Origin of the sequence: Catenulispora subtropica (assembly GCF_039531675.1) — a bacterium.
GTDB lineage: Bacteria > Actinomycetota > Actinomycetes > Streptomycetales > Catenulisporaceae > Catenulispora > Catenulispora subtropica.
Genome location: NZ_BAAAQM010000002.1, coordinates 161,144 through 183,695, shown reverse-complemented (window position 1 = coordinate 183,695; position 22,552 = coordinate 161,144). Strand labels below are relative to the sequence as shown.

The following is a 22,552-nucleotide window of genomic DNA, read 5'->3' as shown; positions in this document are numbered from 1 at the left end:
GAGCCGCACCGTGCCCGAGACGCCGCCGCCGGGCCCCGCGCAGGTGGGCGCGGCCAATCCTGCCAGCACCTGTCAGTGTCCCGGTGCACCATGGAACACGTGCGCAGCGTGCCCTCCATCCTCCACGTCGACCTGGACGCGTTCTACGCGTCGGTGGAGCAGCTGCACAAGCCGAGCCTGCGCGGCAAGCCGGTGATCGTCGGCGGCGTCGGCGTGCGCGGCGTGGTGTCGACCGCGTCCTACGAGGCGCGCGCCTTCGGCGTGCACTCCGCCCTGGCCACCGGGATCGCCCGCCGCCGGGCGCCGAACGCCGCGTATCTGATCCCCCGCTTCGGCGCGTACCAGGCCTACAGCGAGATCGTCATGGGCCTGATGCACGACCTCTCGCCGCTCGTCGAGCCGCTGAGCCTGGACGAGGCGTTCCTCGACGTGTCGCATCTGTTCGAGCCCGGGGACACGGCCGGGCCCGAGGCCGGGGCGCGGCGGGCGCGGGAGATCGCCGGCGGCCTCCGGGCCCGGATCAAGGACGCGACCGGCCTGACCGCGTCGGTGGGCGCCGCGTCGTCCAAACTGGTCGCCAAGATCGCCTCGGACGCCGAGAAGCCGGACGGCCTGGTCGTGGTCGAACCCGGCGCCGAACAGGCCTGGCTGGACCCGCTGCCGGTGCGCGCGCTGTGGGGCGTCGGCCCGGCCACCGCCGAGCGGCTGCGCAAGATCGGCGCCACCACCGTCGCCGAGCTGCGGACGCTGACCCGCCAGGAACTCGTCGCGGTGCTCGGCACGAGCTACGGCGCCTCCCTCTACGCCATCGCCCGCGGCCTGGACGACCGGGACGTCTCACCGGACCGGGAGCTGAAGTCGGTCAGCGTCGAGGACACCTTCGCCGAGGACCTGCTGGACCCGGCCACCATCACCGCCGAGATGGACCGGCTGGTCACCCGGCTCAGCTCGCGGCTGCGCCAGGCCGGTCGCTCCGGACGGACGATCAGCATCAAGGTCCGCGGCCACGACTTCACCACGGTGTCCCGCTCCGAAACAACGGCCGGTCCCACGGACGACCCGGCGGTCATCCGCGCCGCCACGCATCGCATGCTGCCCGGCGCGGTCGCGGCCGCGACGCAGGCCGTGCCGGGGGTCCGCCTGCTCGGCGTGGGGCTCAGCTCGCTGGCCGAGTGGGCGCAGCTGGACCTGTTCGCCGCGGTCGAGGAGGACCTGCTCGACGAGGACGACCTCGACCCGGAGATGTGGGCGGACGACGACGCGGAAACGAACGCAGACACAGACACAGCCACAGACACAGCCACAGACACAGACGCCGTCGCCGACTCGGCCTCCGGGCTCGGTTCCGCGGAGGGCGCCGGCGACGCCTCCGACCCCGGTCCCGGCCCCGACCCGGCGGACCCCGCCCACATAGCCACGCCAGTCCTCACGGTCGAAGGCGAGCGCTCCCCCCGCCAGTTCGGCCCCCTGCCCCCGGGCACCCGCGGCGCGGTCGACGCGGCGCGCGCCGAGCGCCGCTTCCTCCCCGGCCAGGACGTCGACCACGACGAGTTCGGCCCCGGCTGGGTCCAGGGCGCTGGCCTGGGGCGGGTCACGGTCCGCTTCGAGACGCCGTGGTCGGAGCCGGGCCGCATCAAGACCCTGCGCGCTGACGACGAGGCCCTGCACCTGGTCGACTCCGCGGCCGTCGCCCGGGAGGCACTGGAGCGCCGGGAAGCTCGTCGGGCGCAGCCCTGACCTCCGCATTACCATCGGCCATATGACTGAAGAGCCCACCAAGACAGAGGTCGTCGACAACGAACTCGAAGACCGTTTCGAGGTCTGGTACGGCGGCCGCCTCGCGGGCTTCGCCGCCTACCGCCGCCGGGGCGGCGCGACGATCTTCGTGCACACAGAGATCGCCGACGAGTTCGGCGGCAAGGGACTCGGCACGGTGCTGGCCCGGCGGGCCCTGGACACGACCGTGGAGCGGGGCGAGACCATCGTCCCGATCTGCCCTTTCATCAGCGCCTACCTGCGCAAGCACCCGGAGTACGAGGAGCACGTCCGCTGGCCGGACTCCCAGGCGGCGGACCCGGCGGACCCGGCCGGCCGCTGAGAGGCCGCACCGACGATGAGCAACCTCGACGCCAACCCCGCCGAGCAGGACTGCCCCGCCAAGGGCGACCCGGGCCCGGTCGCCGAGCTGTACGAGGCCCGCGACGTCCCCCTGGGGGGCGTCCGCGGCGTCCACGTGATGCGCACCCTGCCGCAGCGGGTGCTGCCCACCGTGGGCGCCTGGTGCTTCCTGGACCATTTCGGCCCCCATGACACCCCGATGCACGTCAACCCGCACCCCCACATCGGCCTGCAGACCGTGACCTGGCCCTTCCAGGGTGAGATCCGCCACCGCGACAGCGTGGGCTCCGACGTCGTGGTGCGGCCCGGCCAGCTGAACCTCATGACCGCCGGCCACGGCATCGCCCACTCCGAGATCGGCACCACGCCCGGCCAGATCGGCCACGGCCTCCAACTCTGGACCGCCCTCCCGGCCGGCCACCGCGCCACGGCGCCCCACTTCGAGCAGCACCGGGACCTGCCGCTCTACGAACGCCCGGGCCTCCGCGCGATCGTCTTCATGGGCACTCTGGACACCGCCACCTCCCCGGCGACGACGTATTCACCGCTGCTCGGCGCCGACCTCACGGTGAACCCGGGCGCGGACGTGACCATCCCCTTGACCCACTACCACGAGCACGCCCTCCTCCTCATCGAGGGCGACCTCACCGCCGCGGACACAGACCTCCCACCTGGCCCACTCCTCTACCTCGGTACGGGCCGCAGCGAACTGACCCTGTCCAGCCGCACCGGCGCCCACGTGATCCTCCTCGGCGGCGAACCGTTCCGCGAGGACATCGTCATGTGGTGGAACTTCGTCGGCGGTTCCCACGAGGAGATCGAGGAAGCCCGGGCGGGCTGGGAGAAGCGGGACCAGGAGCGCTTCCCGGACATCGCCGGGCACACGGTAGAGGAGCGGATTCCCGCGCCGCCGTTGCCCGGGGTGCGGCTGAAGCCGCGGGGGCGGGGGCACTGAGAGGGCTGTCTCTCTGACACCAAGACGTTGAAGGGGCGCTCCCCACACGGAGCGCCCCTTCAACGTTCTTCCTTCTTCGGCGTACCTACGCCTCAGGTACAAAAACCCTTAGTTCCACCCGGGCATCGGGTACTGCTCCATCAGCTCCCGCACCTCGCCCGCGATGCGCGCGTACTGCTCGGTGTCGCCCTTCGCGGCGGCCTGGACGGTCTCGTCCATCCACGCGGCGATCTGGGCCATGTTCTCCGGGAGGAGGCCGCGGGTGGTGATGGCGGCGGAGCCCAGGCGGATGCCGGAGGGGTCGAAGGGCTTGCGGGGGTCGAAGGGGACCGAGTTGTAGTTCAGCTCGATGCCGGCGGCGTCCAGGGCCTTGGCGGCGACCTTGCCGGTGACGCCCTTGGGGGTCAGGTCGGCCAGGATCAGGTGGTTGTCGGTGCCGCCGGAGACCAGGTCCCAGCCGCGCTCGGTGAGACCGGCGGCCAGGGCCTTGGCGTTGGCCACGACGGTGGCCGCGTAGGTGCGGAACTCGGGCTGCGCGGCTTCCTTCAGCGCCACCGCGATGCCGGCGGTGGTGTGGTTGTGGGGGCCGCCCTGGAGGCCGGGGAAGACCGCCTTGTCGATCGGGGTGGCGTACTCCTCGGTGGTCATGATCATCGCGCCGCGGGGGCCACGGAGGGTCTTGTGCGTGGTCGTGGTGATCACGTCCGCGTAGCCGACCGGGGTGGGGTGCGCGCCGCCGGCGATCAGGCCGGCGATGTGGGCGATGTCGGCGACCAGGATGGCGCCGATCTCCTTGGCGATCTCGGCGAAGGCCGGGTAGTCGATGGTGCGCGGGATCGCGGTGCCGCCGCAGAAGATGACCTTCGGGCGCTCCTTCAGGGCCAGGTCGCGCACGTCGTTCATGTCGACGATGCCGGTCTCGCGGGAGACGCCGTACGCCACCGGGTTGAACCACTTGCCGCTCACCGACACCGGCGAACCGTGAGTGAGGTGGCCGCCCGCGGCCAGGCCGGCGCCCATGAAGGTGTCGCCGGGCTTCATGAACGCCAGGTACACCGCGAGGTTCGCAGGGGAGCCGGAGTACGGCTGCACGTTCGCGTGGTCGACGCCGAACAGGGACTTGGCCCGGTCGATGGCGATGGTCTCGATCGGGTCGATGAACTGCTGGCCCTCGTAGTAGCGGCGGCCGGCGTAGCCCTCGGAGTACTTGTTGGTCAGAACCGTGCCGGACGCCTCCAGGACCGCGGTGGAGACGTAGTTCTCCGACGCGATCATCCGGATCTTCTCGTACTGGCGGCGCGCCTCGTCCTCGATGAGACCGGCGATCTGCGGATCTTCCTTGGCAAGCTCGGGAATGGCGGGCGAGTGCATGTGATGCCTCCTCGGGCGTCATCGTCCGAAGGGACACCCAGGCGCACGGTGCCCGCTCTGTCTCTACGCTTCCTGGTGGTCGGTTCCACCTCCGCGCGCTCCCATAAGGACCCATCCCTATGAAAAGCGTGCGTTCTGCGCCAGTCGCGATGTATAGATGCTATCGCTGTGCGGGTTCCAGGAGCGCCACGCATTCCACATGCCGGGTCATCGGGAACAGGTCGAACGCCCGCAGGTCGGTCAGCTCGTAACCGGCCTCCGCGAAGTACGCCACGTCCCGCGCCAGCGCCGCCGGGTCACAAGCCACGTACGCCACCGCGCGCGGCTTCAAGCCCGCGATCCGCGTGCACACCTCACGTCCGGCCCCGGCCCGCGGCGGGTCCAGCACGACGACGTCCGCGCTGTCCGGCACGTAGCGGTCGTCCGCGAGAACCTCGTCCACAGAGCCCTCTACGAGATCCACCCACGGGAACTCCCCGCTCTCCTCCACGTCCTCCTCGAACCCGAGGTTGTGCGCGGCGTCCCGCACCGCCTGCCGGTCCAGCTCCACGGCCAGCACGGACCCGTCCTCGCCGACCGCCTCGGCCAGCGGCGCGGTGAACAACCCGACGCCGCTGTAGAGGTCCAGGGCGGTCTCCCCTTGTGTCGGGTCCAGGAAGTCCAGGACGGCCTCGGTCAGCACGTCCGGCGCGGCGGGGTGCACCTGCCAGAACCCGCTGCCGCTTACCCGCCACGTACGGCCCTCGGCTACCTCGCGCACATAGGGGCGTCCATGGATGCGCTGCACTCCGGAGATGTGGGTGTTCCTGGAGACGCCCCGGAGAACGGACACCTTTACGTCCGCGTCCACATAAGGCATCTGCTCCCCGCGCGCAGGTGTCACGACAAGGGCCCGGTCCGCCGAGCCCGTGGCCGCGATCACCTCAACGGACTCCATCCCCGGCCAGTCCCGCTGGAGCGCTCCGACCTCGTCCACTCCAGCGGACGCGATGGCGCACTCCTCCACCGGCACCACCTCATGCGACCGGTGCTTGCGGAAACCCAGCTGCCCCTGGGGATCCACCGCGAACTGCACGCGGGTCCGCCAGCCGAACGGCGAGCCGACCTCCTCGACGACCACTTCGCGGTCCAGTTTCGCGAGGCGCCGCAGTTGCTCCTCAACCACCTGCCCCTTGAGCCTCAGCTGAGCCTCGTAGGCCACGTGCTGCCAGTCGCAGCCGCCGCACAGTCCGGGCCCGGCGTACTGGCAGGGAGCCTCCACACGATCCTCAGAGGCCTCGAGGATCTCCACTGCGTCGGCACGCCAGAAGGAGTCCTTGGCGTCCCCCTCGGTCACGAGGGCGATCACCCGCTCGCCCGGCAGGGCATGCCGCACGAATACCGCACGGCCCTCGTGGCGGGCCACACAGAAGCCGCCGTGCCCGGGCGGGCCGACCTCGACCTCGATCCGCGTGCCGACGGCGTCACCGACGCGCTCGGAGCGTTCCTGACGGCCTCGCCGGTCCGGCCGGCCTTGAGAGCCGGGGCGGTCCCCACGGCCGCTCTGGGCGGCGTTGCGGCGGCCGGGATCGGCGTCTGAGGGGCGGCGGCGAGCTGCTGGTCGGTTCACGCGTCCCAGCCTATGGGGTGCCGGTGCGACGCACAGACGGGTGCACGGATGAGCGTGCGTGTGCCCCACGCATTCCCCGGCCGAAGCCCGCCAGAAGCAGGCCGGGGAGTGTGAGTGGGCCCCACGCATTCCCCGGCCGAAGCCCGTTAGGAGCGGGCCGGGGAAGGTGAGGGAACACGTCCTCACGCCCCGTAGTACCGTCGAGATACGAACATCGAAAGTCTCATCGTCCGAAGTCTCCCGAGAGGGCCAAAGTGCACGTCGTCATCATGGGGTGCGGCCGGGTGGGGTCCACCCTGGCGCACAGCCTGGAGGATCTCGGCCACACGGTCGCGATCATCGATCAGGACCCGGGAGCCTTCCGCAGGCTGAGCCCGCACTTCGCGGGCCGCCGGGTGACCGGCACCGGGTTCGACCGCGACACCCTCGCCGAGGCGGGGATCGCGGAGGCCGGCGCGTTCGCCGCGGTCTCCAGCGGCGACAACTCGAACATCATCGCCGCGCGGGTGGCGCGGGAGAACTTCGGTGTCGAGAACGTCTGCGCGCGCATTTACGACCCGCGCCGCGCGGAGATATACCAGCGTCTGGGCATCCCCACCGTCGCCACCGTGCGCTGGACCGCCGACCAGATGCTGCGGCGGCTGCTGCCGGCCGGCTCCACCGAGCTGTGGCGCGACCCCAGCGGCCAGGTGGCGCTGATCGAGGTGCACGTGGATCCGGGCTGGATGGGCCACCGGGTGGCCCGCCTGGAGGAGGCCGCGGAGGCCCGCGTCGCGTTCCTCACCCGGCTCGGCGAGGGCGTGCTGCCCGCCGCCGACACCGTGCTGCAGGACGGCGACCTGGTGCAGGTCATGGTGGCCCCCGGCGACGTGGCGCGGGTCGAGGAAGTTCTCGCGAAGGGACCGAGCACCTGATGCGCGTCGCAATCGCCGGGGCGGGCAACGTCGGCAGCTCCATCGCCAAGGAGCTGCTGGAGAACGGCCACGAGGTGCTGCTGATCGACCGCGACCCGTCGCGGATCGCGGTCGAGGGCCTGCCGACCGCCGAGTGGCTGCTGGCCGACGCCTGCGAGATCTCCTCGCTGGACGAGGCGGCCCTGCAGCGCTGCAACGTCGTGGTCGCGGCCACCGGCGACGACAAGGCCAACCTGGTCGTGTCGCTGCTGGCCAAGACCGAGTACGGCGTGCCGCGCGTGGTGGCCCGCATCAACCACCCGAAGAACGAGTGGATGTTCGACGAGAAGTGGGGCGTGGACGTCGCCGTCTCCACCCCGCGCCTGCTGTCCGCGCTGGTCGAGGAGGCGGTCTCGGTCGGCGACCTGGTCCGCCTGCTCCGCTTCAGCCAGGGCGACGCCAACCTGGTCGAACTGACACTGCCGAAGGACACCGCCCTGGTCGGCACCACGGTCGGCGAGGTGGCCTGGCCGGAGGACACCGCCCTGGTGACCATCATCCGCGGCGGCCGCGTGCTGATCCCCTCGCCGGAGGAGCCGCTGGCGGCCCTGGACGAGCTGTTGTTCGTGGCGCACGTGGACCGCGAGGAGGAGCTCGAGGACCTGCTCTCGCCGGCGATGTCGTCAGAGAGCTGAGCTCCCGCCAGGAAGCGGATACGAGGGGCCCGCGGGATCGTTCCCGCGGGCCCCTCGCGCTCTCACTGCACGTGCTTGGCGATGAAGGCGAAGACTTCGTTCTTCACCTGCGGCCACAGGTCGACGCCGTGGTCGCGATCGTTCTTCAGGATGTGCAGCGTCTTGTCCTTCTCGGCAGTGGCGTCGTACATCCTCTGCGCGTCAGTGGCGAACCGTGAGTCCTCGTCGCCTGCGAAGAAGGCGACCGGGACCTGGAACGTCTTCACCGCGGAGACCGCGTCGGCCGGGCCGTAGGCTGTGGGGCCGGACAGCGACACCACGCCCTGCACCGCCGGAGTGACCTCGCCGGCCGCCGCCAGCACCGCGCTGCCGCCCATCGAGGCGCCGATCAGCACGATCTTCTGGTGGCCCCGGGCCCGCAGCTGCTCGACGGCCTTGGCGACGTCGGTGTCGATGCCACCGCCCATGGTGATCGCCATGACCGTGTAGTCATTGGCCGGGAAGTCGGTCCAGATCGACGACCACTGGCACAGGGTGGCGTCCACCTGATGGGCCAGGACGACCCCGATCGGGCCGGTGCCGATCGTGTACGCCTCGACGTTGTGGCCGTTGCCGCCCTCGAAGTGCGTGACGTGCTTCGCCGCATCGGGGTCGCCCTGCAGACAGGTCGCGTCGATGGAGGGCGACGTGCTGGGCGTGCCGGGCGCGCTGGACGGTGCCGCCGCCGGGTGGGAAGCGCTCGAGGAGCACCCGGACACCGCCAGGACGGCTACGGCCGCCAGTGCGGGCAGAGCATCGAGAACGTGTCGTCGCATGCCCGGTGTGACGCGTCGACCGGCGCGTCACGTTGCGGTGTCAGGCGGGCTCGTCGCCCTCGGCCGTCCCGGCCCCCTCGGCCGGCTCCGGCATCACCGGCGGCGGCGCGTTCTTGATCATCTGCCAGGCGAAGTACAGGCAGGCCAGGTAGGGCGGGTAACCCAGCACCAGCCGCATCACGCCCAGCGCGGTGGTGTGGTGGGTCAGGTACAGCGGCACCTGCACCGCCAGCTTCACCGCGAACAGCCCGGCCAGCAGCCAGGTGGCGTTGGTGAACGCCCGCAGCCGCCCGGGCACCTGCTTCCAGGTGGTCATCTCGCCGGTGATCGGCCCGATCATCAGCCCGACGATCGGCCAGCGGGCCAGCGCGGTGCCGGCGAACAGCAGGAACGACCCGAGGTTGATCAGGATGCCCGGCAGGTAGTAGTTCTGCGCGTGCCCGGAGAACTTCGCGAACGCCGCGCAGACCAGGACGCCGAACAGGCCGGAGAAGGCGTGCTGGAGCGTCTCCCGGCGCAGCAGCCGGATCGCGAACATGACCACGGCCACCGCGACCGAGCCGATGACGGCCGGGTTCAGGCTGTTGGTGGCGGTGTAGACGATGAGGAAGACGATGGCCGGCAGGCCGGCGTCGGCCATGCCCATCTTGCCGCCGAAGGCCTTCTTGACGGCCTCCTCGTAGGCCTTGGCCTCCGCCTCCTTGGCCGCCGCGTGGGCGGCGCCGTCCGCGGCGTCCGCCGCGACGTCGTCCAACGCCGCCCGCATGACGCCCTCGAACGCGGCCGCGTCGCGGCCCCGGCTCGTCGGTTCGGCGCGCTGGCCGCTCTCCAAGGACATACTGCGAACTGTAGCGGGCCGAGCCGTCCTGGACAGGACTGCTCGGCCCGCGGATCACTCGTTGGCGCGGATCAGGCGCGGATCAGACGCGGCTCAGGCGTGGCTCAGCGGGTCTCGGTGATCTCCGGACCGCGCTGGAACGGGTTCAGGTCGCCCTGCTCGTACTGGCCCGGAGCCTGGTCGCCGGCCTGCTGCTGCATGGCCTGCTGGGCCTCGGCCGGCATCCGCAGCGGGATCGGGTCGCGCGGGGCCATCGGGGAGGCCCCGCGGTTGACCACCGTGTCGCGGAAGACGTGCTCTATGTCACGGGCCTCCTGCGGCTGCACCGCACCCTGGCCCGAGACCACGCCGCGCAGGAACCACCGGGGACCGTCGACACCGATGAAGCGGACCAGCTGGATGCCTCGGCTGCCGTCCGGCGCCTGCACCGGCACCTGGGCGCGCAGCTCCACGCCGAACGGGCCCTCGCGCTCGTCCACGGTGCCGCCCTGCTTGGAGATCTCCAGGGCGATCTCGCGGCGGACCTCGTCCCAGATGCCCTCGCTACGCGGGGCAGCGAAGGCCTGCAGCTGCACCGCCGACTGCCGGGCCACGACGGTGGCGGCGATCACCTGGTCGGCGTCGGCCATCTCCAGCCGCAGCTCCATCCCCTCGACCGCCGGCACCAGCAGGGCACCCAGGTCCACGCGGCCGGCCTTGGGGTCCTCGACCTCGTTGAAGTCCCAAGGACCCGCGGCCCGCGAGACGTCGGCGAGGGAGATCTTGCGCTCCTCTTCCTTGGCCTCGGTCAGGTCGCCGTAGGCGTCGGCCTCGCTCACCCGGTCGCGCCGGCCGGATTCGGCCTTCTGTCCGCGTCGGAAAACCACGGCTTCCCACTCTCTCTATCTCTGCGTCCCACTGACGCAGCGCTCTGCTCCACGGGGCGCCGTCCGCCCCGAGCCGTCAGGGCCCGGCCGGCGGCGCCGACGGACACGGTGGTACCCCGGCTCGCGGCCGGCCTGCCTTGCACCGATCGTCGCGAGGGCCCCGGTGAGAGTACCGTCACAACGACTCTCTCAGGGAAACGCGCGGGATCTAGGCAGGTGTTCCCGCCGCCGTGCCGGTCGAACCGAAACCGCCGTCGCCGCGGTGCGAACCCGGGAGCTCGGCGACCTCGTGGAAGACCGCCTTATCGACTCTTTGTACTACAAGCTGGGCGATGCGGTCGCCCCGCTTGAGCGTGACCGGCTCGCGCGGGTCCAGGTTGACCAGGATGACCTTGATCTCCCCGCGATACCCGGCGTCGACCGTGCCCGGGGCGTTGACCAGCGCCACGCCGCAGCGCGCGGCCAGACCGGAGCGCGGGTGCACGAACGCGGCGTAGCCGTCGGGCAGCGCGATCGCCACGCCGGTGGGCAGCACGGCCCGCTCGCCGGGGGCCAGCGTGGCGTCGACCGTGGTGAGCAGATCGGCGCCGGCATCCCCCGGATGGGCGTACGCGGGCAGCGGCAGAGTGGGATCGAGCCGCTGGACGAGGACGTCGACCGGGGCCACTACGGGTTGACCTCGAACGCCCGCGCGGCGCGGAGCTGCTCGGGGTCGTGCATGGCCTCCTGGACGTCCTCCAGGCGGCCGTTGGACAGGAAGTGGTCCACCCCCACCTGGATGAAGATCGCGGTGGCGCGCACCGCGGCCGGGCCCTCGGGCCCGTCGAGGCGGCCCACCGCCGAGGTGAAGATCTTGCGGCCGGCGACGCCGTCGCACTGCGCGGTGATGTGCAGCGTCGTCCCGACCGGAACGGGCAGCAGGTAGTCGGTCTCCAGCCGGCCGGTGACGGCGATCGCGCCGAGCAGCCAGTTCACCGCGCCGAGCGCCTCGTCGAAGGCGAGGGCGAGCAGACCGCCGTGGGCCAGCCCGGGCGCGCCCTGGTGGTTCTCGGTGACGGTGAACTCGGTGGTGACGCTCAGCCCCTCGCCGACCGTGGAGGACACCCGCAACCCGCCCAGTGCGTCGTCGCCGCAGCCGAAGCAGCGCGAGTAGTGCGAACCGAGCTTGGTGCCCGCGGCCGGGGCGTTGGGATGCTTGTCCGGCATGACGGCGTCCGGAGGAGGAGTGGTCGAGGCAGGTCTCACACGAGGAATCTACCGGTAGGTCGAGGTGGTCACCGATCGGGCGTGGCCACGCTCACACCCGATCGGGTTGTGATCAGGGCTGGGGGGGCGCGCACTGACAGTCCACTCTCCGTATCCGCCCCGTATCACTACCACTGATATCCAAGCCCGCCCGCCGTCTTACGTTCCTCGGTATGAAGTCCATGAAGACCCCTGAAACGGACGGACTCCCCGAGGTCGGCACCCTTGTCCGCGATGCCAACGGCCGGATCGGCCGGTTGATGGCCTATACGCGGGCGCGGGCATGGTTGCGGCCGCCGGGCGGGGGCCGGGAGTGGGATGTGGATCCCAGAACGATCAGTTCGGTGCCCGGGTGGGACGCCACGGAGGCGGGGAGGGGAAGCAACGCGGGTTGATCTCCATGTCCGCCGGCCTCCCGGGTGCCGGTAGCGGCGGGAAGCGGATGTGGCAGATTGTCGGCATGGAAGGCAAGGACAGCGGTACCTACGAGGAGCGCCTGACCGCGCCGGTCGGCTGGTGGGCCATAGCCCTCCTGGCCGGGGTGATGGCAGGGCTCATCTTCCTGCGCGCGAGCCCTGTGGCCGCGATCGTCGCGGCGATCGCGACGGCCGTCGGGGCGGCCGCGCTCGTCGTCGCGTACGGACGCGTGGGAGTACGGATCCGTGACGGGTACCTGGAGGCCGGTGCGGCACGCCTCCCGCTGACGGCGCTCGGGGCGGCCACCGCCCTGGACGCCGAAGCCGCACGGCGGCTGCGGACCACGGAAGCGGACGCGCGCGCCTTCATGATGTTGCGGGGATATGTACGGACGGCCGTACGCGTGGAGGTGGTGGATCCGGAGGATCCGACGCCCTACTTGTATCTGTCGACACGGCGGCCGGAGAAGCTCGCCGGAGCCCTGCAGCCCCGCTAAGGCAAAGGCCCCGCTCGAAGCGGGGCCAAGGGGCACAGAGACTACCTCCGCGACTACACCTGCTCAGGCGCAGTCCTTGCAAATCATCTCGTTCCCCTTCTCACGTGCCAGCTGGCTCCGGTGGTGCACCAGGAAGCAGCTCGTGCAGGTGAATTCATCGGCCTGCCGCGGGAGCACGCGGACCGACAGTTCCTCGTTCGACAGGTCCGCACCTGGCAGCTCGAGGGACTCGTTGTCGCCCTCGTCCAGATCCGCCAGCCCCGCGGCCTTGTCGGTGCGGCGGGCCTTGAGCTCCTCCAGGCTGTCCTCGTTGAGGTCGTCGTCGGTCTTGCGCGGTGTGTCGTAGTCGGTAGCCATTCTTGTTCCCTCTCCCCTGACGGCTGTTAGTCGTCGTGTTGGTGCTGTTCTGTGCGGTGGCGGCGGGGCGCCTCCGGCGGCCGGCACATGCGGTGCGCTACCGTCTGCGCGCGGACGCCGTCGGCGTTTTGCCGTCAGCGCAGTAACGCGGAAAGGAGCGCGATTGTGCCCGCTGAAGCGCAGATTGTGCCGTACTTCAAGACCCGTTACGCAATCGACACCCCGGAACAGACCCGAACAGGTGATCCGGGCGTCTGATCAGGCGTCCCTTTGCGGCGGTTCCATCCCCCTTCGTTCCGGACATCACAGCAGTCACACCCAGGAAGGATGACCAACCATGGCCGTCTACGCAATCGGCGACGCAGTGCCGGATATCCACCCCGAGGCCTACATCCACCCGGACGCGACCGTGATCGGCCAGGTCAGCGTGGGTGCGGGTAGCACAGTATGGCCTGGGGCGGTGCTCCGTGGCGATTACGGAAAGATTACGATCGGCGACCGTACGTCGATCCAGGACGGCACGGTCGTGCACGCGACTGAGACCTTGCCCACAGTGATCGGCTCCGATTGTGTCGTTGGTCACATCGCGCACTTGGAGGGGTGCGTGGTGGAGGACGGATGTCTGATCGGGTCGGGGTCCGTGGTACTGCACAAAGCGGTGGTGCGCACAGGGGCGCTCGTGGGAGCTGGTGCCGTCGTCGGCAACAACGTGGAGGTGCCCTCCCACGCCATGGCGCTCGGGGTGCCGGCGAAGATCCGGAAGGACGCGGTCGCCCCGGGGACGTTCGACGACGCGGTGGCCCGCTACGTCGCCAACGGCAAGCGCTACCGCGAGGAGCTCCGGCGGGTGGGGTGAGGGGCCGCTCAAGAGATGTGCATCCGCCCCGCGATCCGCCGCAGCCGCTCGCGCTGACTCCGCCGCTCGTGGCTGAGCAGCGACCGCACCGCGGCTTTGGCGACCGGGTTGTTCCGCACCATCAACGGGGCGATCCGCTCGGCGCGCTCGATCTCGTTCAGGGCTTGCTCGTAGCCGCCGTAGTAGATCCACCCGCGCGCCGCGTCCAGATGGAACCGGCCGCGCCGGGACGCCGGGAAGGTGGCCGGCATCCGCACCTCCGAGGCCAACTGCACGGCGCGCGCCCCGTCCCGCACCTCCACCGCCACGGCCACGCCATGGATGGCGACGTTGGCCGGGCCGAAGCAGAGCTTGTACGGGTCGCAGTCGTCGCCGAGGCGGTCAGCGGTCTGGGCCGCCAAGCCGATCCGCTGCCAGGCCTCGGTCTCGTTCGAGGACAGGGCGGCGGTGATCGCGGCCCGCAGTTGCAGCGAGCCCCACACCGAGGCCTCCGCCCGGCCGACCGGTTCGCCCATGGAGCCGATCGCGCCGTCGATCACGCCCAGCGCGTCCGGCCACAGGTCCGCCGCCCACAGATCGCGCACCCGCAGGTAGTCGAAGACCGCTGACAGACACGGATCCCCGGCCCGGTCCGCGGCGGCCCGGAAGCGCTCCGTGGTGAGCGTGGACAGGTCGTCGTAACCGAGTTCGTGGGCGACCGTGTCAGCCTCCCGATACGCCCGCGCCAGGAGCCCGTGCAGCCGCTCCGACTGCTCCCCCGGTGGGGCCAGGTACGCGGCCGCGTGGATCTCGCGGATCAGGCTCGGCGCCATCTCCCCCAGGTCCGCGTAGCGCGCCGCCATGCGGAGCGTCGTCAGCTGCGCCAGGGCCGCTTCCAGCTCGGAATGGGGCCGCGGGTCGACCGGCCAGTCCGGGGGCAGGTCGTGCCGGGAGACCACGCGCCGGATGGCCGGAATGGCGCGGTGGCCGCGGTCCTCGGCCGGGGTGCCCGGATCGTAGGGCCGCCCGGTGATTTCGTTGGGATAGACCTTCAGCACGCTCGCGGCGCGTACGATCAGGGTCACCGAATCAAGCTCGATGTCGCCGCTCTCGATGCCCGAGACCCACCCCTGCGAGCGGCCCATGAGCTGTCCGAACTCGGCCTGGGTCAGGCCGGCGCGCTTGCGGAGGCGGCGGATGCGCCCGCCGTCGGTCTCCGGCTCGAAGGTGGCCATGGTCGGTGCAGCCTCTCAATTGAGGAACGTCCTGGATTCGAGTCTCATCATGCTCCCTGGCGCGGCGGCGCGGGGGGTGGAACGACAAAATGTCCCCGACGATCCGGGAGGACCCGACTGTGCCAGTGCTCTACCTCATCGCGTGCGGCGCTCCGCCGGCCGCGGAACTCCTCTCGCATCCGGAGGCGGTCCCCGGACTGCAGGCCGACGGCTGGACCGTCTGCGTGCTCTGTACGCCCTCCGGCGAACGCTTCCTGGACCCCGCGGCGGTCTCCATCGCGACGGGCTACCCGGTGCGCGTCGAGCAGCGCCAGCCGGGCGAGCCGGACGTGCTGCCGTCACCTGACGCGATCCTGGTCGCCCCCCTGACCTTCAACACGGTCAACAAGTGGGCGCTGGGGATCTCGGACACGCTGGCCCTCGGAATCCTCAACGAGAGCCTCGGCTCGGGCCTCCCCATAGCCGCGACCGTCTGGGCCAAGGAGGAACTCCAGAAGCACCCCGCGTTCGACGGCCACGCCCAGTCACTCTTCGAAGCCGGAGTCCGCTTCATCCAGCCCGAGGACGGCGATCCGCGCTTCCCCTGGGGAGAGCTCCGCGCGGCGATGGCGGAACTCCTGGCGGCATGAGAAGCGCGGCCCCAGGAGTCCTGTGGGCCGCGCGGTTCCAGATTCAGTGAGCTGACAACGAGACGAACGGATCAGTCGCGCGGCACCGAAACCGCCGCGCCGGAAATCCACCGGGTTGGAGTACCCCGTTCGGATCAATCCTCGGGATCAGCCCTCGGGATCAGCCCTCGAGGTCAGCCCTCGCCGAGCCGCGCCTCGACCGCCTCGACCTTGGCCGTGAGCCCGTCCGTCACCCCGGCGCGGATGTCCGCCTTGAGCACGACGCTCACCCGCGGCGCCTTGGCGGCCACCGCGTCCACGGCGGCCTTCACGACCGCCATCACCTCGTCCCACTCCCCCTCGATGCTGGTGAACATCGCGTCGGTCGAGTTGGGCAGGCCGCTGTCCCGCACCACGCGCACCGCGTCGGCCACGTACTCGCTCACGCTCTCGCCGACGCCGAGCGGGGTCACAGAGAAGGCGACAATCATGGTCCGATCTTAGGTTCCCGGGTCGCGCCGCGCCCGGCGGCCCGGCGATCCGGCCTCACGCCCGGACCGGCAGCCACACCCGCACGATCAGCCCGCCGCCCGGGCGCGGCTCGGCGGCCACCCGGCCGCCGTGCGCCCGCACCACCGACCGCACGATCGACAGCCCGAGCCCCACGCCCTTGTCCTTCGGATCGCGTTTGGCCGAGGCCCCGGCGGACTGCGAGCCGCGCTTGAAGGGCTCGAACAGCGATTCCACCGCGTACGGCGGCACCTCCGGACCCGTGTTGGCCACCACCAGCAGGCCGTGCCCCGGAGCGTCGTGCGCGCGGCCGTCCTGCGACCGGTCGTAGGTGAGCACGTCGACCCAGCCGCCGGCGCCGACGTTGTGCCGCAGGGCGTTCTGGATCAGGTTCATGGCGATGCGCTCGATGAGGATGCCGTCGCCGGAGACGAGCGCCGGCTGCAGCGAGGTGCGGATCGCGACGTGCCGCTCGGCGGCCTCCATCTCGCACTGCACCACCGACCGGTACGCCACCTCGGCCAGGTCGATGTCCTCGCGGTTGGTCGGCTCGTTGTCCGCCTTCGCCAGCAGCAGCAGGCCCTCGATCATGCGCTCGCTGCGCTCGTTGGTGGCCAGCAGCGTCTGGCACAGCTGCCGGGTCTGCTCGGACACCTCCGGGTCCATCAGCGTCACCTCGAGCAGGGTGCGGTTGATCGCCAGCGGCGTGCGCAGCTCGTGCGAGGCGTTGCCGACGAACCGGCGCTGCCCCTCGAAGGCGTGGTCCAGGCGGTCCAGCATGCCGTCGAAGGTCTGGGCCAGCTCGACCAGCTCGTCGTGCGGGCCCTCCAGGTCGATGCGGGCGTGCAGCGCGCGGTCCGGGCGGCTGGCGACGCGGCGCGCGGTGCTGGTGATCCGGTGCAGGGGCCGCAGGAAGCGTCCGGCCAGGATGTAGCCGATCAGCACCGCGACCACGGCCGAGACCACCAGGACGATGATCAGCGGCTTCTCGATCTGGCTGAGGATCTGCCGGTTGACGACGGACTGGCACGCATCGTACTTGAGCTTGTCGAAGTTCTTGCTGGCGTTCGCGCAGCCCTCGGGTCGGGTGACGTCGGCGCCCATGTGGTTCAGGCGCCACCGGAACAACAGGTAGGCGACGTATATGAGCACCATGCCGGTGAGGAACACCGCCGCGCCGTAGGCGATGGTCATCCGCATCCGGACCGTGAGTCCCGGCCGGGGCCGCGGACGCGGCGCCGGCAGCTGGCCTATCTCGCCGCCGTAGGTGCTGTCGACCTGTCCCGAACCGCTCGTCACCCGCCCCGGTATACCTTGGACGTCCTGCATCAGGGAATCCGGTACCCGGCACCCGGAACGGTCATCACGACCGCCGGCTCACCGAGCTTGCGCCGCAGGGTCATCACCGTGACACGGACCACGTTCGTGAACGGGTCGGCGTTCTCGTCCCACGCCTTCTCCAGCAGCTGCTCGGAACTCACCGCCGCCCCGTCGGCGCGCATCAGCACCTCCAGCACCGCGAACTCCTTCGGCGACAAGAGCACCTGGCGCCCCTCGCGCACCACCTCGCGGCGGCTCGGGTCGACCCGCAGCCCGGAGCGTTCCAGCACCGGCGGCAGCGCCGGCACCGCGCGCCGGCCGAGGGCGCGGATCCGCGCGATCAGCTCCGGGAACGCGAACGGCTTCGCCAGGTAGTCGTCGGCGCCGAGGGTGAGGCCCTCGACCCGGTCGGCGACGTCGCCGGCCGCCGTCAGCATCAGCACCCGCGTCGCCAGGCCGCTGCCCACCACGTGCCGGCACACGTCGTCGCCGTGCACCAGCGGCAGATCGCGGTCCAGCACGACCACGTCGTAGTCGTTGACGGATATCCGCTCCAGCGCGGCGTCGCCGTCATAGACGACGTCGACCGCCATGGACTCGCGGCGCAGCCCGGTCGCCACGGCATCGGCCAGCACCTGCTCGTCCTCCACGACCAGCACCCGCACTGCGCGCTCTCCCTCACGAATCCGGCCGGTGTCCCCGGTGTCGCTCCATCATGCCTGGTCACGACGTAAACACCGGGTAAGTGACGAACGTCTCATGATCACAGAGTTTTCTCAGGTGATCGGGAGTTTCCCCTCGTGGAATGCCGGGCAGGAGCCACGAAGCCCCCTAGCGTCACCCCCGCAGGAGAGACACCATGCTCGAATTCGTCACCGGCCTGACCCAGCGCATCCGCGAGACCAAGGCCCGCCTGCAAGGTGCGATGATCGCCGAGGACGCCTATGCGATCCAGGTGGAACAGGCCGAGTTGGACAACCTGCTCCGGATCGCCGCGAACCACCATGTCGAGGTCCGCGAGGACCTCCCCCGCGCCGCCTGACCGGAATCCGGCGGGAAAGCGCCCGGGTTTCCCTACCCTCAGGAGTCCCGATCGGCGTCGTGTTCCTCAAGAAATTCGCACAGTGCCTCATAGAGACCAGGAGCGGCCGCCACCGTCATATCGACGGAGGCGGCCGTTCCGCGCAGGCCGCCGAGCTTCCCGCCGGCCTCCTGCACGATGAGCCCGCCGGCAGCGATGTCCCACGGATTGGTGCCGCGCTCGAAGTAGCCGTCCACGCGGCCGCACGCTACCGAGCACAGGTCGATGGCCGCCGAGCCGCCGCGGCGGATGTCCCGCACCAGGGGCAGCAGGTCGGCCACGATCGCGCCCTGCACCGCACGCCGCTGCGCCGCGTACCCGAAGCCGGTGGCCACCAGCGCCCGCTCCAGCGGCACAGGCTTGCCCTCCGACTGCGCGCTGTACGCGCGGATCGTCTCGCCGTTGCGCCACGCTCCGTGCCCGCGCAGGGCGGTGAACGTCTCGCCCAGCATCGGGATCTCGACGACGCCGGCCACGGTCTCGCCGTCGATCTCGACACCGATGGAGACGCACCACTGCGGGATCTCGTACAGGTAGTTCACCGTGCCGTCGATGGGGTCGATCACCCAGCGCACCCCGGAGGTGCCCTCGCGGTTCGCGCCCTCCTCGCCGAGGAGCCCGTCGTCGGGCCGTTCGGCGAGGATCCCCTCCACGATCAGCTTCTCCGAACGCTGGTCCATCACGGTCACCACGTCGGTGGGGCTGGACTTGGTGGAGGCCACGCCCAGATCGCGCGGCCGCTCCTGGACCAGGACCCGGCCCGCCTCGGCCGCGAGCCGTGAGGCCAGCTCGAGCAGTTCCTTCGGATCGGCGTTAGTCATGACGGCCTTTCGCAGTGAGTACGGTCAGTCCTCGCCCGCCACCGCCGGAAGCGGCGCACGCGGGTTCGGGCAGCAGTTCAGAGGACACACGTCGGGGAACGGCCGCAACCGCCCGACCACGCCGGACAGGGCCCCGCCCTCGATCTCGCCGCGTGCGACCGCGGCCCGCTCGATCACCAGCCGCCGCAGCGCGCCGACGAACCGCGGGTCCGTGCCGACGGTGGCGGCGCGGGCGATCGGCAGCCCGATCTCCTGCGCGGTCTCGGCGGCCTGGACGTCGAGGTCGTAGACGACCTCCATGTGGTCGGAGACGAAGCCGATCGGGGCGAGCACCACGCCGGTCGCGCCCTGGGCCTTGATCTCCCGCAGGTGGTCGTTCACGTCCGGCTCCAGCCACGGCGTCCGCGGCGAGCCGCTGCGGGAGCAGAAGACGAGCTCGTGCGGCAGCACCAGGCCGGTGCGGCGGCTGACCCCCTCGGCCACCAGGCGCGCCACTTCCAGGTGCTGCGCCACGTAGGCGCCGCCGCCGGGGCCGGAGGTCTCCGCGTAGTCCCGGGGCAGGGAGTGCGTCACGAACACCAACCGCGGCCCGATGCGCGCAGGCTCCGGCAAGCCGGCGACCGCCGCCGCGACCGCGTCGGCCATCGGCTCGACGAACCCCGGGTCGTTGAAGTAGGGCCTGATCTTGTCGATCTGGATCGCCGTCCCGGACTTCGCCAGCGCGGCGGCCAGGTCCTCGCGGTACTGGCGGCAGCCCGAGTACGAGGAGTAGGCGCTCGTGAAGACCGCGAGCGCTCGCCGCACGCCGTCGGCCTCCATCTCGGCGAGCGTGTCGGCGAGGAACGGCGTCCAGTTGCGGTTGCCCCAGTAGATCGGCAGCTTCACGCCGGTGTCGGCGAAGTCCTGGCGCAGCGCGGCGATCAGGTCGCGGCACTGGCCGTTGATCGGGCTGACGCCGCCGAACTGGAAGTAGTGCGCCCCGACCTCTTTGAGGCGCTCCGGCGGGATGCCGCGGCCCCGGGTCACGTTCTCCAGGAACGGGACGACGTCGTCGGGGCCCTCGGGGCCGCCGAAGGAGACCAGGAGCAGCGCGTCGTACGGCGCGGTGTCGGGCATCTCAGCGGGTCTCCGGGGCGACGAGGTCGAAGACGAGCTCGGCGGGTCCGGTCATCTCCAGCCGGCCGTCGGCGCGCTCGACGAAGTGCAGACGGCCGCCGAGAACGTCCACGGTGTACGCGGTGCCGGGCGCGGCGCCGTCGCGGCGGGCGGCGGCGATCATCACCGCGCAGGCGCCGGTGCCGCAGGAGCGGGTCTCGCCGACGCCCCGCTCGTGGACGCGCATGGCGAGGTGGCGCGGGGCGACGTCGGCGGCGAACTCGACGTTGACGCCGTCGGGGTAAACGCCCCGCGGGGCGACCACGGGCGACTCGTAGAGCGTCCCGGCGTCGTCGGTGGAGTCCACGAAGACGACGGCGTGCGGGTTGCCCATGTCGACGTCGACGGCGGGCCGGGGCGTGCCCTTCACCTCGACCGTGACGTCCCCGCGCGTGTCGGGGAACACCGGGACACCCATGTCGACCGTCACGTCGGCGCTCAGCGGCCCGGTGGGGGTGAGGCTCACGTACTTCACCCCGCCTCGCGTGGCCACGCCGAACCGCGTGGCGTCCCCGACGAAACCACGGGCTCGCAGATACAGCGCGAAGACGCGCACGCCGTTGCCGCACATCTCCGCGACGCTGCCGTCGGCGTTGCGGTAGTCCATGAAGAACTCGGCGTCGGCGGCCTGGTCCTCGTGACCGGGCACCTGCTCTTGTTCTAGAAACCGTGCGGTGCGCACGACGCGCAGGAGGCCGTCGGCGCCGATCCCGGCGCGGCGGTCGCACAGCTTCGCGACCTGGGCGGCGGTGATCTCCAGGGCCCCGTCGGGGTCCGGGACGATCACGAAGTCGTTCTCCGTGCCGTGGCCCTTGGTCAGCGTCGGCAGGCCCTCGAGGATCATGCCCCGATCCTATCGAGCGCCGCCGCCACGAGGTCGGGACGATCGAATCGCAGCCAGTGCACGCGCGGGTCGCGGCGGAACCACGAGTCCTGCCGCCGCGCGAAGCGCTTGGTGGCGCGCACGGTCTCCTCCTTCGCCTGTTCCTCGGTCCACTCCCCGGCCAGGAAGCGCAGCACCTGCGCGTAGCCGAGGGCGCGGCTGGCGGTGAGGCCGTCGCGCAGGCCCTGGGGCTCCAGGTCGCGCACCTCCTGCACGAAGCCGGCCTTCCACATCCGGTCCACGCGCAGCGCGATGCGTTCGTCGAGCGCGGGACGGTCGACGTCCAGGCCCAGGTGCACGGTGTGCGGGTAGTGGTCGGTGTGCTCGGGCAGGGTGGCGGTGAACCGGCCGCCGGTCAGCTCGATCACCTCCAGCGCGCGCACGATGCGCCGGCCGTTGGACGGCAGGATGGTCGCCGCGGCTTGGGGATCCCGCTCGGCCAGCCGCTGGTGCAGCGCGTACGGGCCGGCCTCGGCGAGCTCGGCCTCCAGCCGCTCGCGCAACGCGCTGTCGGTGCCGGGGAACTCGAACTCGTCGAGCGCGCCGCGCAGATACAGGCCGGAGCCGCCGACGAAGACCGGCGGCCGGTTCCGGGCCAGCAGCCGGTCGGCCTCGACGCGGGCCAGCGTCTGGTACTCGGCGACGTTCGCGACCCGGGTCACCGGCCAGATGTCGAGCAGGTGGTGCGGGACGCCGCCGCGCTCCTCGACGGTCAGCTTGGCGGTGCCCACGTCCATGCCCCGGTACAGCTGCATCGAGTCGGCGTTGACGACCTCGCCGTGCAGGGCCGCGGCGAGGGCCACGCCCAGGTCGGACTTGCCGGAGGCGGTGGGACCGACGACGGCGATCACCGGGACGGCGTTCATGCTGCGCTCACGGCGTCGATTCTCCCATGTCACTCAGGGTGACTGACTCGGTTCGACAGGTGACGTGTCTCGTGATCCACTTGGGGGAAGATCCCCCCTTCACGGAAGGAATCGCAGGCGACATGGGCATCTTCGACGTTTTCAAGACCAAGGTGAACGAGGCGCCCGACAAGGCCTCGGACCTGATGGACAAGAAGGACGAGCCGTCCGAAGCCGGGACGAGCGTCGAGGACGAGGCGTCGAACATGGTGTCCGAGGGCGCGCCGGTGTCGGCCGTCGGTGAGGCGGCCCCCGGGGCCGGCGACGAAGCGGCGGCGGCCGGCGGCTCCGGCGGGATGACGCAGTCCATCAAGGACAACGTGGCCAGCGGTGTGGAGAAGGCCGGGGACATGGCCAAGAGCAAGACCGGCGGTAAGTACGACGACAAGATCGACAGCGGGGTGCGGAAGGCGCGGGACATGCTCCGCTGAGAGGACCGCGGTGCCGGCTCAGCGGAAGGCACCGGGGCAGGGGGTGAGAACACGGCTGCGGCCACCGGGATCCGGTGTCCGCGGCCGTTCTCG

Annotated in this window: 27 protein-coding genes and 1 riboswitch; of the genes, 11 read left to right on the top strand and 16 right to left on the bottom strand. The window is 71.1% G+C overall.

All coding sequences use genetic code 11. From position 1 onward, the window contains the following. The first annotated feature begins 99 nt into the window (after window positions 1-99). The 3 genes from ABD466_RS03020 to ABD466_RS03010 are packed head-to-tail and all read left to right on the top strand — an operon-like array spanning window position 100 to window position 3,073. Window positions 100-1,737, top strand: a complete 1,638-nt coding sequence (locus ABD466_RS03020; RefSeq protein WP_344655334.1) for a DNA polymerase IV — start codon at window positions 100-102, stop codon at window positions 1,735-1,737. 22 nt (window positions 1,738-1,759) lie between these two features. Next, the gene (locus ABD466_RS03015; protein ID WP_344655333.1) at window positions 1,760-2,098 is read left to right on the top strand and encodes a GNAT family N-acetyltransferase; all 339 of its coding nucleotides are present in this window, start codon (window positions 1,760-1,762) and stop codon (window positions 2,096-2,098) included. 15 nt (window positions 2,099-2,113) lie between these two features. After that, on the top strand, window positions 2,114-3,073 hold the full coding sequence (locus ABD466_RS03010) for a pirin family protein (protein WP_344655332.1): 960 nt from the start codon (window positions 2,114-2,116) through the stop codon (window positions 3,071-3,073). A gap of 108 nt (window positions 3,074-3,181) precedes the next feature. Here the strand turns inward: ABD466_RS03010 and glyA are convergent, their stop codons facing one another. Both glyA and ABD466_RS03000 read right to left on the bottom strand, forming a co-directional pair. After that, window positions 3,182-4,444, bottom strand: coding sequence for a serine hydroxymethyltransferase (glyA, locus tag ABD466_RS03005; protein WP_344655331.1), 1,263 nt, complete (start codon window positions 4,442-4,444; stop codon window positions 3,182-3,184). A 28-nt stretch (window positions 4,445-4,472) separates the two neighbouring features. After that, window positions 4,473-4,602, bottom strand: a riboswitch (ZMP/ZTP riboswitch). 2 nt (window positions 4,603-4,604) lie between these two features. Beyond that, window positions 4,605-6,053 carry a class I SAM-dependent RNA methyltransferase gene (locus ABD466_RS03000; RefSeq protein WP_425558518.1) on the bottom strand — a complete coding sequence of 483 codons (1,449 nt, stop codon included), beginning with the start codon at window positions 6,051-6,053 and terminating at the stop codon, window positions 4,605-4,607. A 254-nt stretch (window positions 6,054-6,307) separates the two neighbouring features. On the opposite strand from ABD466_RS03000, the gene ABD466_RS02995 reads away from it, so the two are divergent. Next, entirely contained in the window at window positions 6,308-6,967 is a 660-nt protein-coding gene (locus tag ABD466_RS02995; protein WP_344655330.1) for a potassium channel family protein, read from the top strand. Beyond that, entirely contained in the window at window positions 6,967-7,641 is a 675-nt protein-coding gene (locus ABD466_RS02990; protein ID WP_344655329.1) for a potassium channel family protein, read from the top strand. The genes ABD466_RS02995 and ABD466_RS02990 overlap by 1 nt, the downstream gene beginning before the upstream one ends. A gap of 62 nt (window positions 7,642-7,703) precedes the next feature. Here the strand turns inward: ABD466_RS02990 and ABD466_RS02985 are convergent, their stop codons facing one another. The 5 genes from ABD466_RS02985 to ABD466_RS02965 all read right to left on the bottom strand — a co-directional run bounded on the left by ABD466_RS02985 (window position 7,704) and on the right by ABD466_RS02965 (window position 11,366). Next, window positions 7,704-8,456 carry an alpha/beta hydrolase family protein gene (locus ABD466_RS02985; RefSeq protein ID WP_344655328.1) on the bottom strand — a complete coding sequence of 251 codons (753 nt, stop codon included), beginning with the start codon at window positions 8,454-8,456 and terminating at the stop codon, window positions 7,704-7,706. A gap of 40 nt (window positions 8,457-8,496) precedes the next feature. Beyond that, on the bottom strand, window positions 8,497-9,294 hold the full coding sequence (locus tag ABD466_RS02980; RefSeq protein ID WP_344655327.1) for a DUF3159 domain-containing protein: 798 nt from the start codon (window positions 9,292-9,294) through the stop codon (window positions 8,497-8,499). A 104-nt stretch (window positions 9,295-9,398) separates the two neighbouring features. Next, window positions 9,399-10,160 carry a DUF3710 domain-containing protein gene (locus ABD466_RS02975; RefSeq protein ID WP_344655326.1) on the bottom strand — a complete coding sequence of 254 codons (762 nt, stop codon included), beginning with the start codon at window positions 10,158-10,160 and terminating at the stop codon, window positions 9,399-9,401. Window positions 10,161-10,368: 208 nt separating this feature from the next. After that, window positions 10,369-10,827 (bottom strand): dUTP diphosphatase, encoded by a 459-nt coding sequence (gene dut, locus ABD466_RS02970; RefSeq protein WP_344655325.1) that lies wholly within the window; start codon window positions 10,825-10,827, stop codon window positions 10,369-10,371. Then, window positions 10,827-11,366 carry a PaaI family thioesterase gene (locus ABD466_RS02965; protein ID WP_344655460.1) on the bottom strand — a complete coding sequence of 180 codons (540 nt, stop codon included), beginning with the start codon at window positions 11,364-11,366 and terminating at the stop codon, window positions 10,827-10,829. The genes dut and ABD466_RS02965 overlap by 1 nt, the downstream gene beginning before the upstream one ends. A 212-nt stretch (window positions 11,367-11,578) precedes the next feature. Here ABD466_RS02965 and ABD466_RS02960 point away from each other — a divergent pair, with 212 nt between their 5' ends. Then, the gene (locus tag ABD466_RS02960; RefSeq protein WP_344655324.1) at window positions 11,579-11,800 is read left to right on the top strand and encodes a hypothetical protein; all 222 of its coding nucleotides are present in this window, start codon (window positions 11,579-11,581) and stop codon (window positions 11,798-11,800) included. 65 nt (window positions 11,801-11,865) lie between these two features. Further along, window positions 11,866-12,318 carry a DUF3093 domain-containing protein gene (locus ABD466_RS02955; protein ID WP_344655323.1) on the top strand — a complete coding sequence of 151 codons (453 nt, stop codon included), beginning with the start codon at window positions 11,866-11,868 and terminating at the stop codon, window positions 12,316-12,318. A 63-nt stretch (window positions 12,319-12,381) separates the two neighbouring features. On the opposite strand, the gene ABD466_RS02950 is transcribed toward ABD466_RS02955, so the two are convergent. Beyond that, on the bottom strand, window positions 12,382-12,675 hold the full coding sequence (locus ABD466_RS02950; RefSeq protein WP_194911845.1) for a DUF4193 domain-containing protein: 294 nt from the start codon (window positions 12,673-12,675) through the stop codon (window positions 12,382-12,384). A gap of 337 nt (window positions 12,676-13,012) precedes the next feature. Between ABD466_RS02950 and ABD466_RS02945 the strand changes: the two genes are divergently transcribed. Beyond that, window positions 13,013-13,531 carry a gamma carbonic anhydrase family protein gene (locus ABD466_RS02945; RefSeq protein WP_344655322.1) on the top strand — a complete coding sequence of 173 codons (519 nt, stop codon included), beginning with the start codon at window positions 13,013-13,015 and terminating at the stop codon, window positions 13,529-13,531. An 8-nt stretch (window positions 13,532-13,539) separates the two neighbouring features. Here ABD466_RS02945 and ABD466_RS02940 read toward each other — a convergent pair whose 3' ends face one another. Further along, window positions 13,540-14,745: a helix-turn-helix domain-containing protein gene (locus ABD466_RS02940; protein WP_344655321.1), complete on the bottom strand. Its 1,206-nt coding sequence runs from the start codon at window positions 14,743-14,745 to the stop codon at window positions 13,540-13,542. Between the two features lie 89 nt (window positions 14,746-14,834). On the opposite strand from ABD466_RS02940, the gene ABD466_RS02935 reads away from it, so the two are divergent. Further along, entirely contained in the window at window positions 14,835-15,374 is a 540-nt protein-coding gene (locus ABD466_RS02935; protein WP_344655320.1) for a flavoprotein, read from the top strand. A 173-nt stretch (window positions 15,375-15,547) separates the two neighbouring features. Here the strand turns inward: ABD466_RS02935 and ABD466_RS02930 are convergent, their stop codons facing one another. From ABD466_RS02930 to ABD466_RS02920, 3 genes are read right to left on the bottom strand one after another with little or no spacing between them, the layout of a single operon-like run. After that, entirely contained in the window at window positions 15,548-15,844 is a 297-nt protein-coding gene (locus ABD466_RS02930; protein ID WP_344655319.1) for an MTH1187 family thiamine-binding protein, read from the bottom strand. Window positions 15,845-15,899: 55 nt separating this feature from the next. After that, window positions 15,900-17,162, bottom strand: coding sequence for a sensor histidine kinase (locus tag ABD466_RS02925; RefSeq protein WP_344655318.1), 1,263 nt, complete (start codon window positions 17,160-17,162; stop codon window positions 15,900-15,902). Between the two features lie 29 nt (window positions 17,163-17,191). Beyond that, complete coding sequence (locus ABD466_RS02920) at window positions 17,192-17,848, bottom strand: response regulator transcription factor (RefSeq protein ID WP_344655317.1); 657 nt, start codon at window positions 17,846-17,848, stop codon at window positions 17,192-17,194. 194 nt (window positions 17,849-18,042) lie between these two features. On the opposite strand from ABD466_RS02920, the gene ABD466_RS02915 reads away from it, so the two are divergent. Next, entirely contained in the window at window positions 18,043-18,225 is a 183-nt protein-coding gene (locus ABD466_RS02915) for a hypothetical protein (protein WP_344655316.1), read from the top strand. Between the two features lie 38 nt (window positions 18,226-18,263). Here the strand turns inward: ABD466_RS02915 and ABD466_RS02910 are convergent, their stop codons facing one another. Genes ABD466_RS02910 through miaA form a run of 4 tightly spaced genes read right to left on the bottom strand, consistent with a single transcriptional unit; the run spans window position 18,264 to window position 21,989 of the window. Then, window positions 18,264-19,085 carry an inositol monophosphatase family protein gene (locus ABD466_RS02910; protein WP_344655315.1) on the bottom strand — a complete coding sequence of 274 codons (822 nt, stop codon included), beginning with the start codon at window positions 19,083-19,085 and terminating at the stop codon, window positions 18,264-18,266. A gap of 24 nt (window positions 19,086-19,109) precedes the next feature. Further along, window positions 19,110-20,201, bottom strand: coding sequence for a ferrochelatase (locus tag ABD466_RS02905; RefSeq protein ID WP_344655314.1), 1,092 nt, complete (start codon window positions 20,199-20,201; stop codon window positions 19,110-19,112). Between the two features lies 1 nt (window position 20,202). Beyond that, window positions 20,203-21,084, bottom strand: a complete 882-nt coding sequence (dapF, locus tag ABD466_RS02900; RefSeq protein WP_344655313.1) for a diaminopimelate epimerase — start codon at window positions 21,082-21,084, stop codon at window positions 20,203-20,205. Further along, complete coding sequence (miaA, locus tag ABD466_RS02895; RefSeq protein ID WP_344655312.1) at window positions 21,081-21,989, bottom strand: tRNA (adenosine(37)-N6)-dimethylallyltransferase MiaA; 909 nt, start codon at window positions 21,987-21,989, stop codon at window positions 21,081-21,083. Before miaA ends, dapF begins: the two co-directional genes overlap by 4 nt. Before the next feature lie 122 nt (window positions 21,990-22,111). Here miaA and ABD466_RS02890 point away from each other — a divergent pair, with 122 nt between their 5' ends. After that, window positions 22,112-22,459, top strand: coding sequence for an antitoxin (locus tag ABD466_RS02890; RefSeq protein WP_344655311.1), 348 nt, complete (start codon window positions 22,112-22,114; stop codon window positions 22,457-22,459). The last annotated feature ends 93 nt before the right edge of the window (window positions 22,460-22,552 follow it).

Excerpts from the sequence above, each read along its gene's own strand:
- ABD466_RS02915 (WP_344655316.1), top strand. The coding sequence starts at position 18,043 with ATGCTCGAATTCGTCACCGGCCTGACCCAGCGCATCCGCGAGACCAAG.
- ABD466_RS02945 (WP_344655322.1), top strand. The coding sequence starts at position 13,013 with ATGGCCGTCTACGCAATCGGCGACGCAGTGCCGGATATCCACCCCGAG.
- ABD466_RS02930 (WP_344655319.1), bottom strand. The coding sequence starts at position 15,844 with ATGATTGTCGCCTTCTCTGTGACCCCGCTCGGCGTCGGCGAGAGCGTG.
- ABD466_RS02985 (WP_344655328.1), bottom strand. The coding sequence starts at position 8,456 with ATGCGACGACACGTTCTCGATGCTCTGCCCGCACTGGCGGCCGTAGCC.
- ABD466_RS02890 (WP_344655311.1), top strand. The coding sequence starts at position 22,112 with ATGGGCATCTTCGACGTTTTCAAGACCAAGGTGAACGAGGCGCCCGAC.
- ABD466_RS02990 (WP_344655329.1), top strand. The coding sequence starts at position 6,967 with ATGCGCGTCGCAATCGCCGGGGCGGGCAACGTCGGCAGCTCCATCGCC.
- ABD466_RS02905 (WP_344655314.1), bottom strand. The coding sequence starts at position 20,201 with ATGCCCGACACCGCGCCGTACGACGCGCTGCTCCTGGTCTCCTTCGGC.
- ABD466_RS02940 (WP_344655321.1), bottom strand. The coding sequence starts at position 14,745 with ATGGCCACCTTCGAGCCGGAGACCGACGGCGGGCGCATCCGCCGCCTC.
- ABD466_RS02935 (WP_344655320.1), top strand. The coding sequence starts at position 14,835 with ATGTCCCCGACGATCCGGGAGGACCCGACTGTGCCAGTGCTCTACCTC.
- ABD466_RS02910 (WP_344655315.1), bottom strand. The coding sequence starts at position 19,085 with ATGACTAACGCCGATCCGAAGGAACTGCTCGAGCTGGCCTCACGGCTC.
- miaA (WP_344655312.1), bottom strand. The coding sequence starts at position 21,989 with ATGAACGCCGTCCCGGTGATCGCCGTCGTCGGTCCCACCGCCTCCGGC.
- ABD466_RS02950 (WP_194911845.1), bottom strand. The coding sequence starts at position 12,675 with ATGGCTACCGACTACGACACACCGCGCAAGACCGACGACGACCTCAAC.
- ABD466_RS03010 (WP_344655332.1), top strand. The coding sequence starts at position 2,114 with ATGAGCAACCTCGACGCCAACCCCGCCGAGCAGGACTGCCCCGCCAAG.
- ABD466_RS02980 (WP_344655327.1), bottom strand. The coding sequence starts at position 9,294 with ATGTCCTTGGAGAGCGGCCAGCGCGCCGAACCGACGAGCCGGGGCCGC.
- ABD466_RS02955 (WP_344655323.1), top strand. The coding sequence starts at position 11,866 with ATGGAAGGCAAGGACAGCGGTACCTACGAGGAGCGCCTGACCGCGCCG.
- ABD466_RS03015 (WP_344655333.1), top strand. The coding sequence starts at position 1,760 with ATGACTGAAGAGCCCACCAAGACAGAGGTCGTCGACAACGAACTCGAA.
- ABD466_RS02965 (WP_344655460.1), bottom strand. The coding sequence starts at position 11,366 with ATGCCGGACAAGCATCCCAACGCCCCGGCCGCGGGCACCAAGCTCGGT.
- dapF (WP_344655313.1), bottom strand. The coding sequence starts at position 21,084 with ATGATCCTCGAGGGCCTGCCGACGCTGACCAAGGGCCACGGCACGGAG.
- ABD466_RS02960 (WP_344655324.1), top strand. The coding sequence starts at position 11,579 with ATGAAGTCCATGAAGACCCCTGAAACGGACGGACTCCCCGAGGTCGGC.
- glyA (WP_344655331.1), bottom strand. The coding sequence starts at position 4,444 with ATGCACTCGCCCGCCATTCCCGAGCTTGCCAAGGAAGATCCGCAGATC.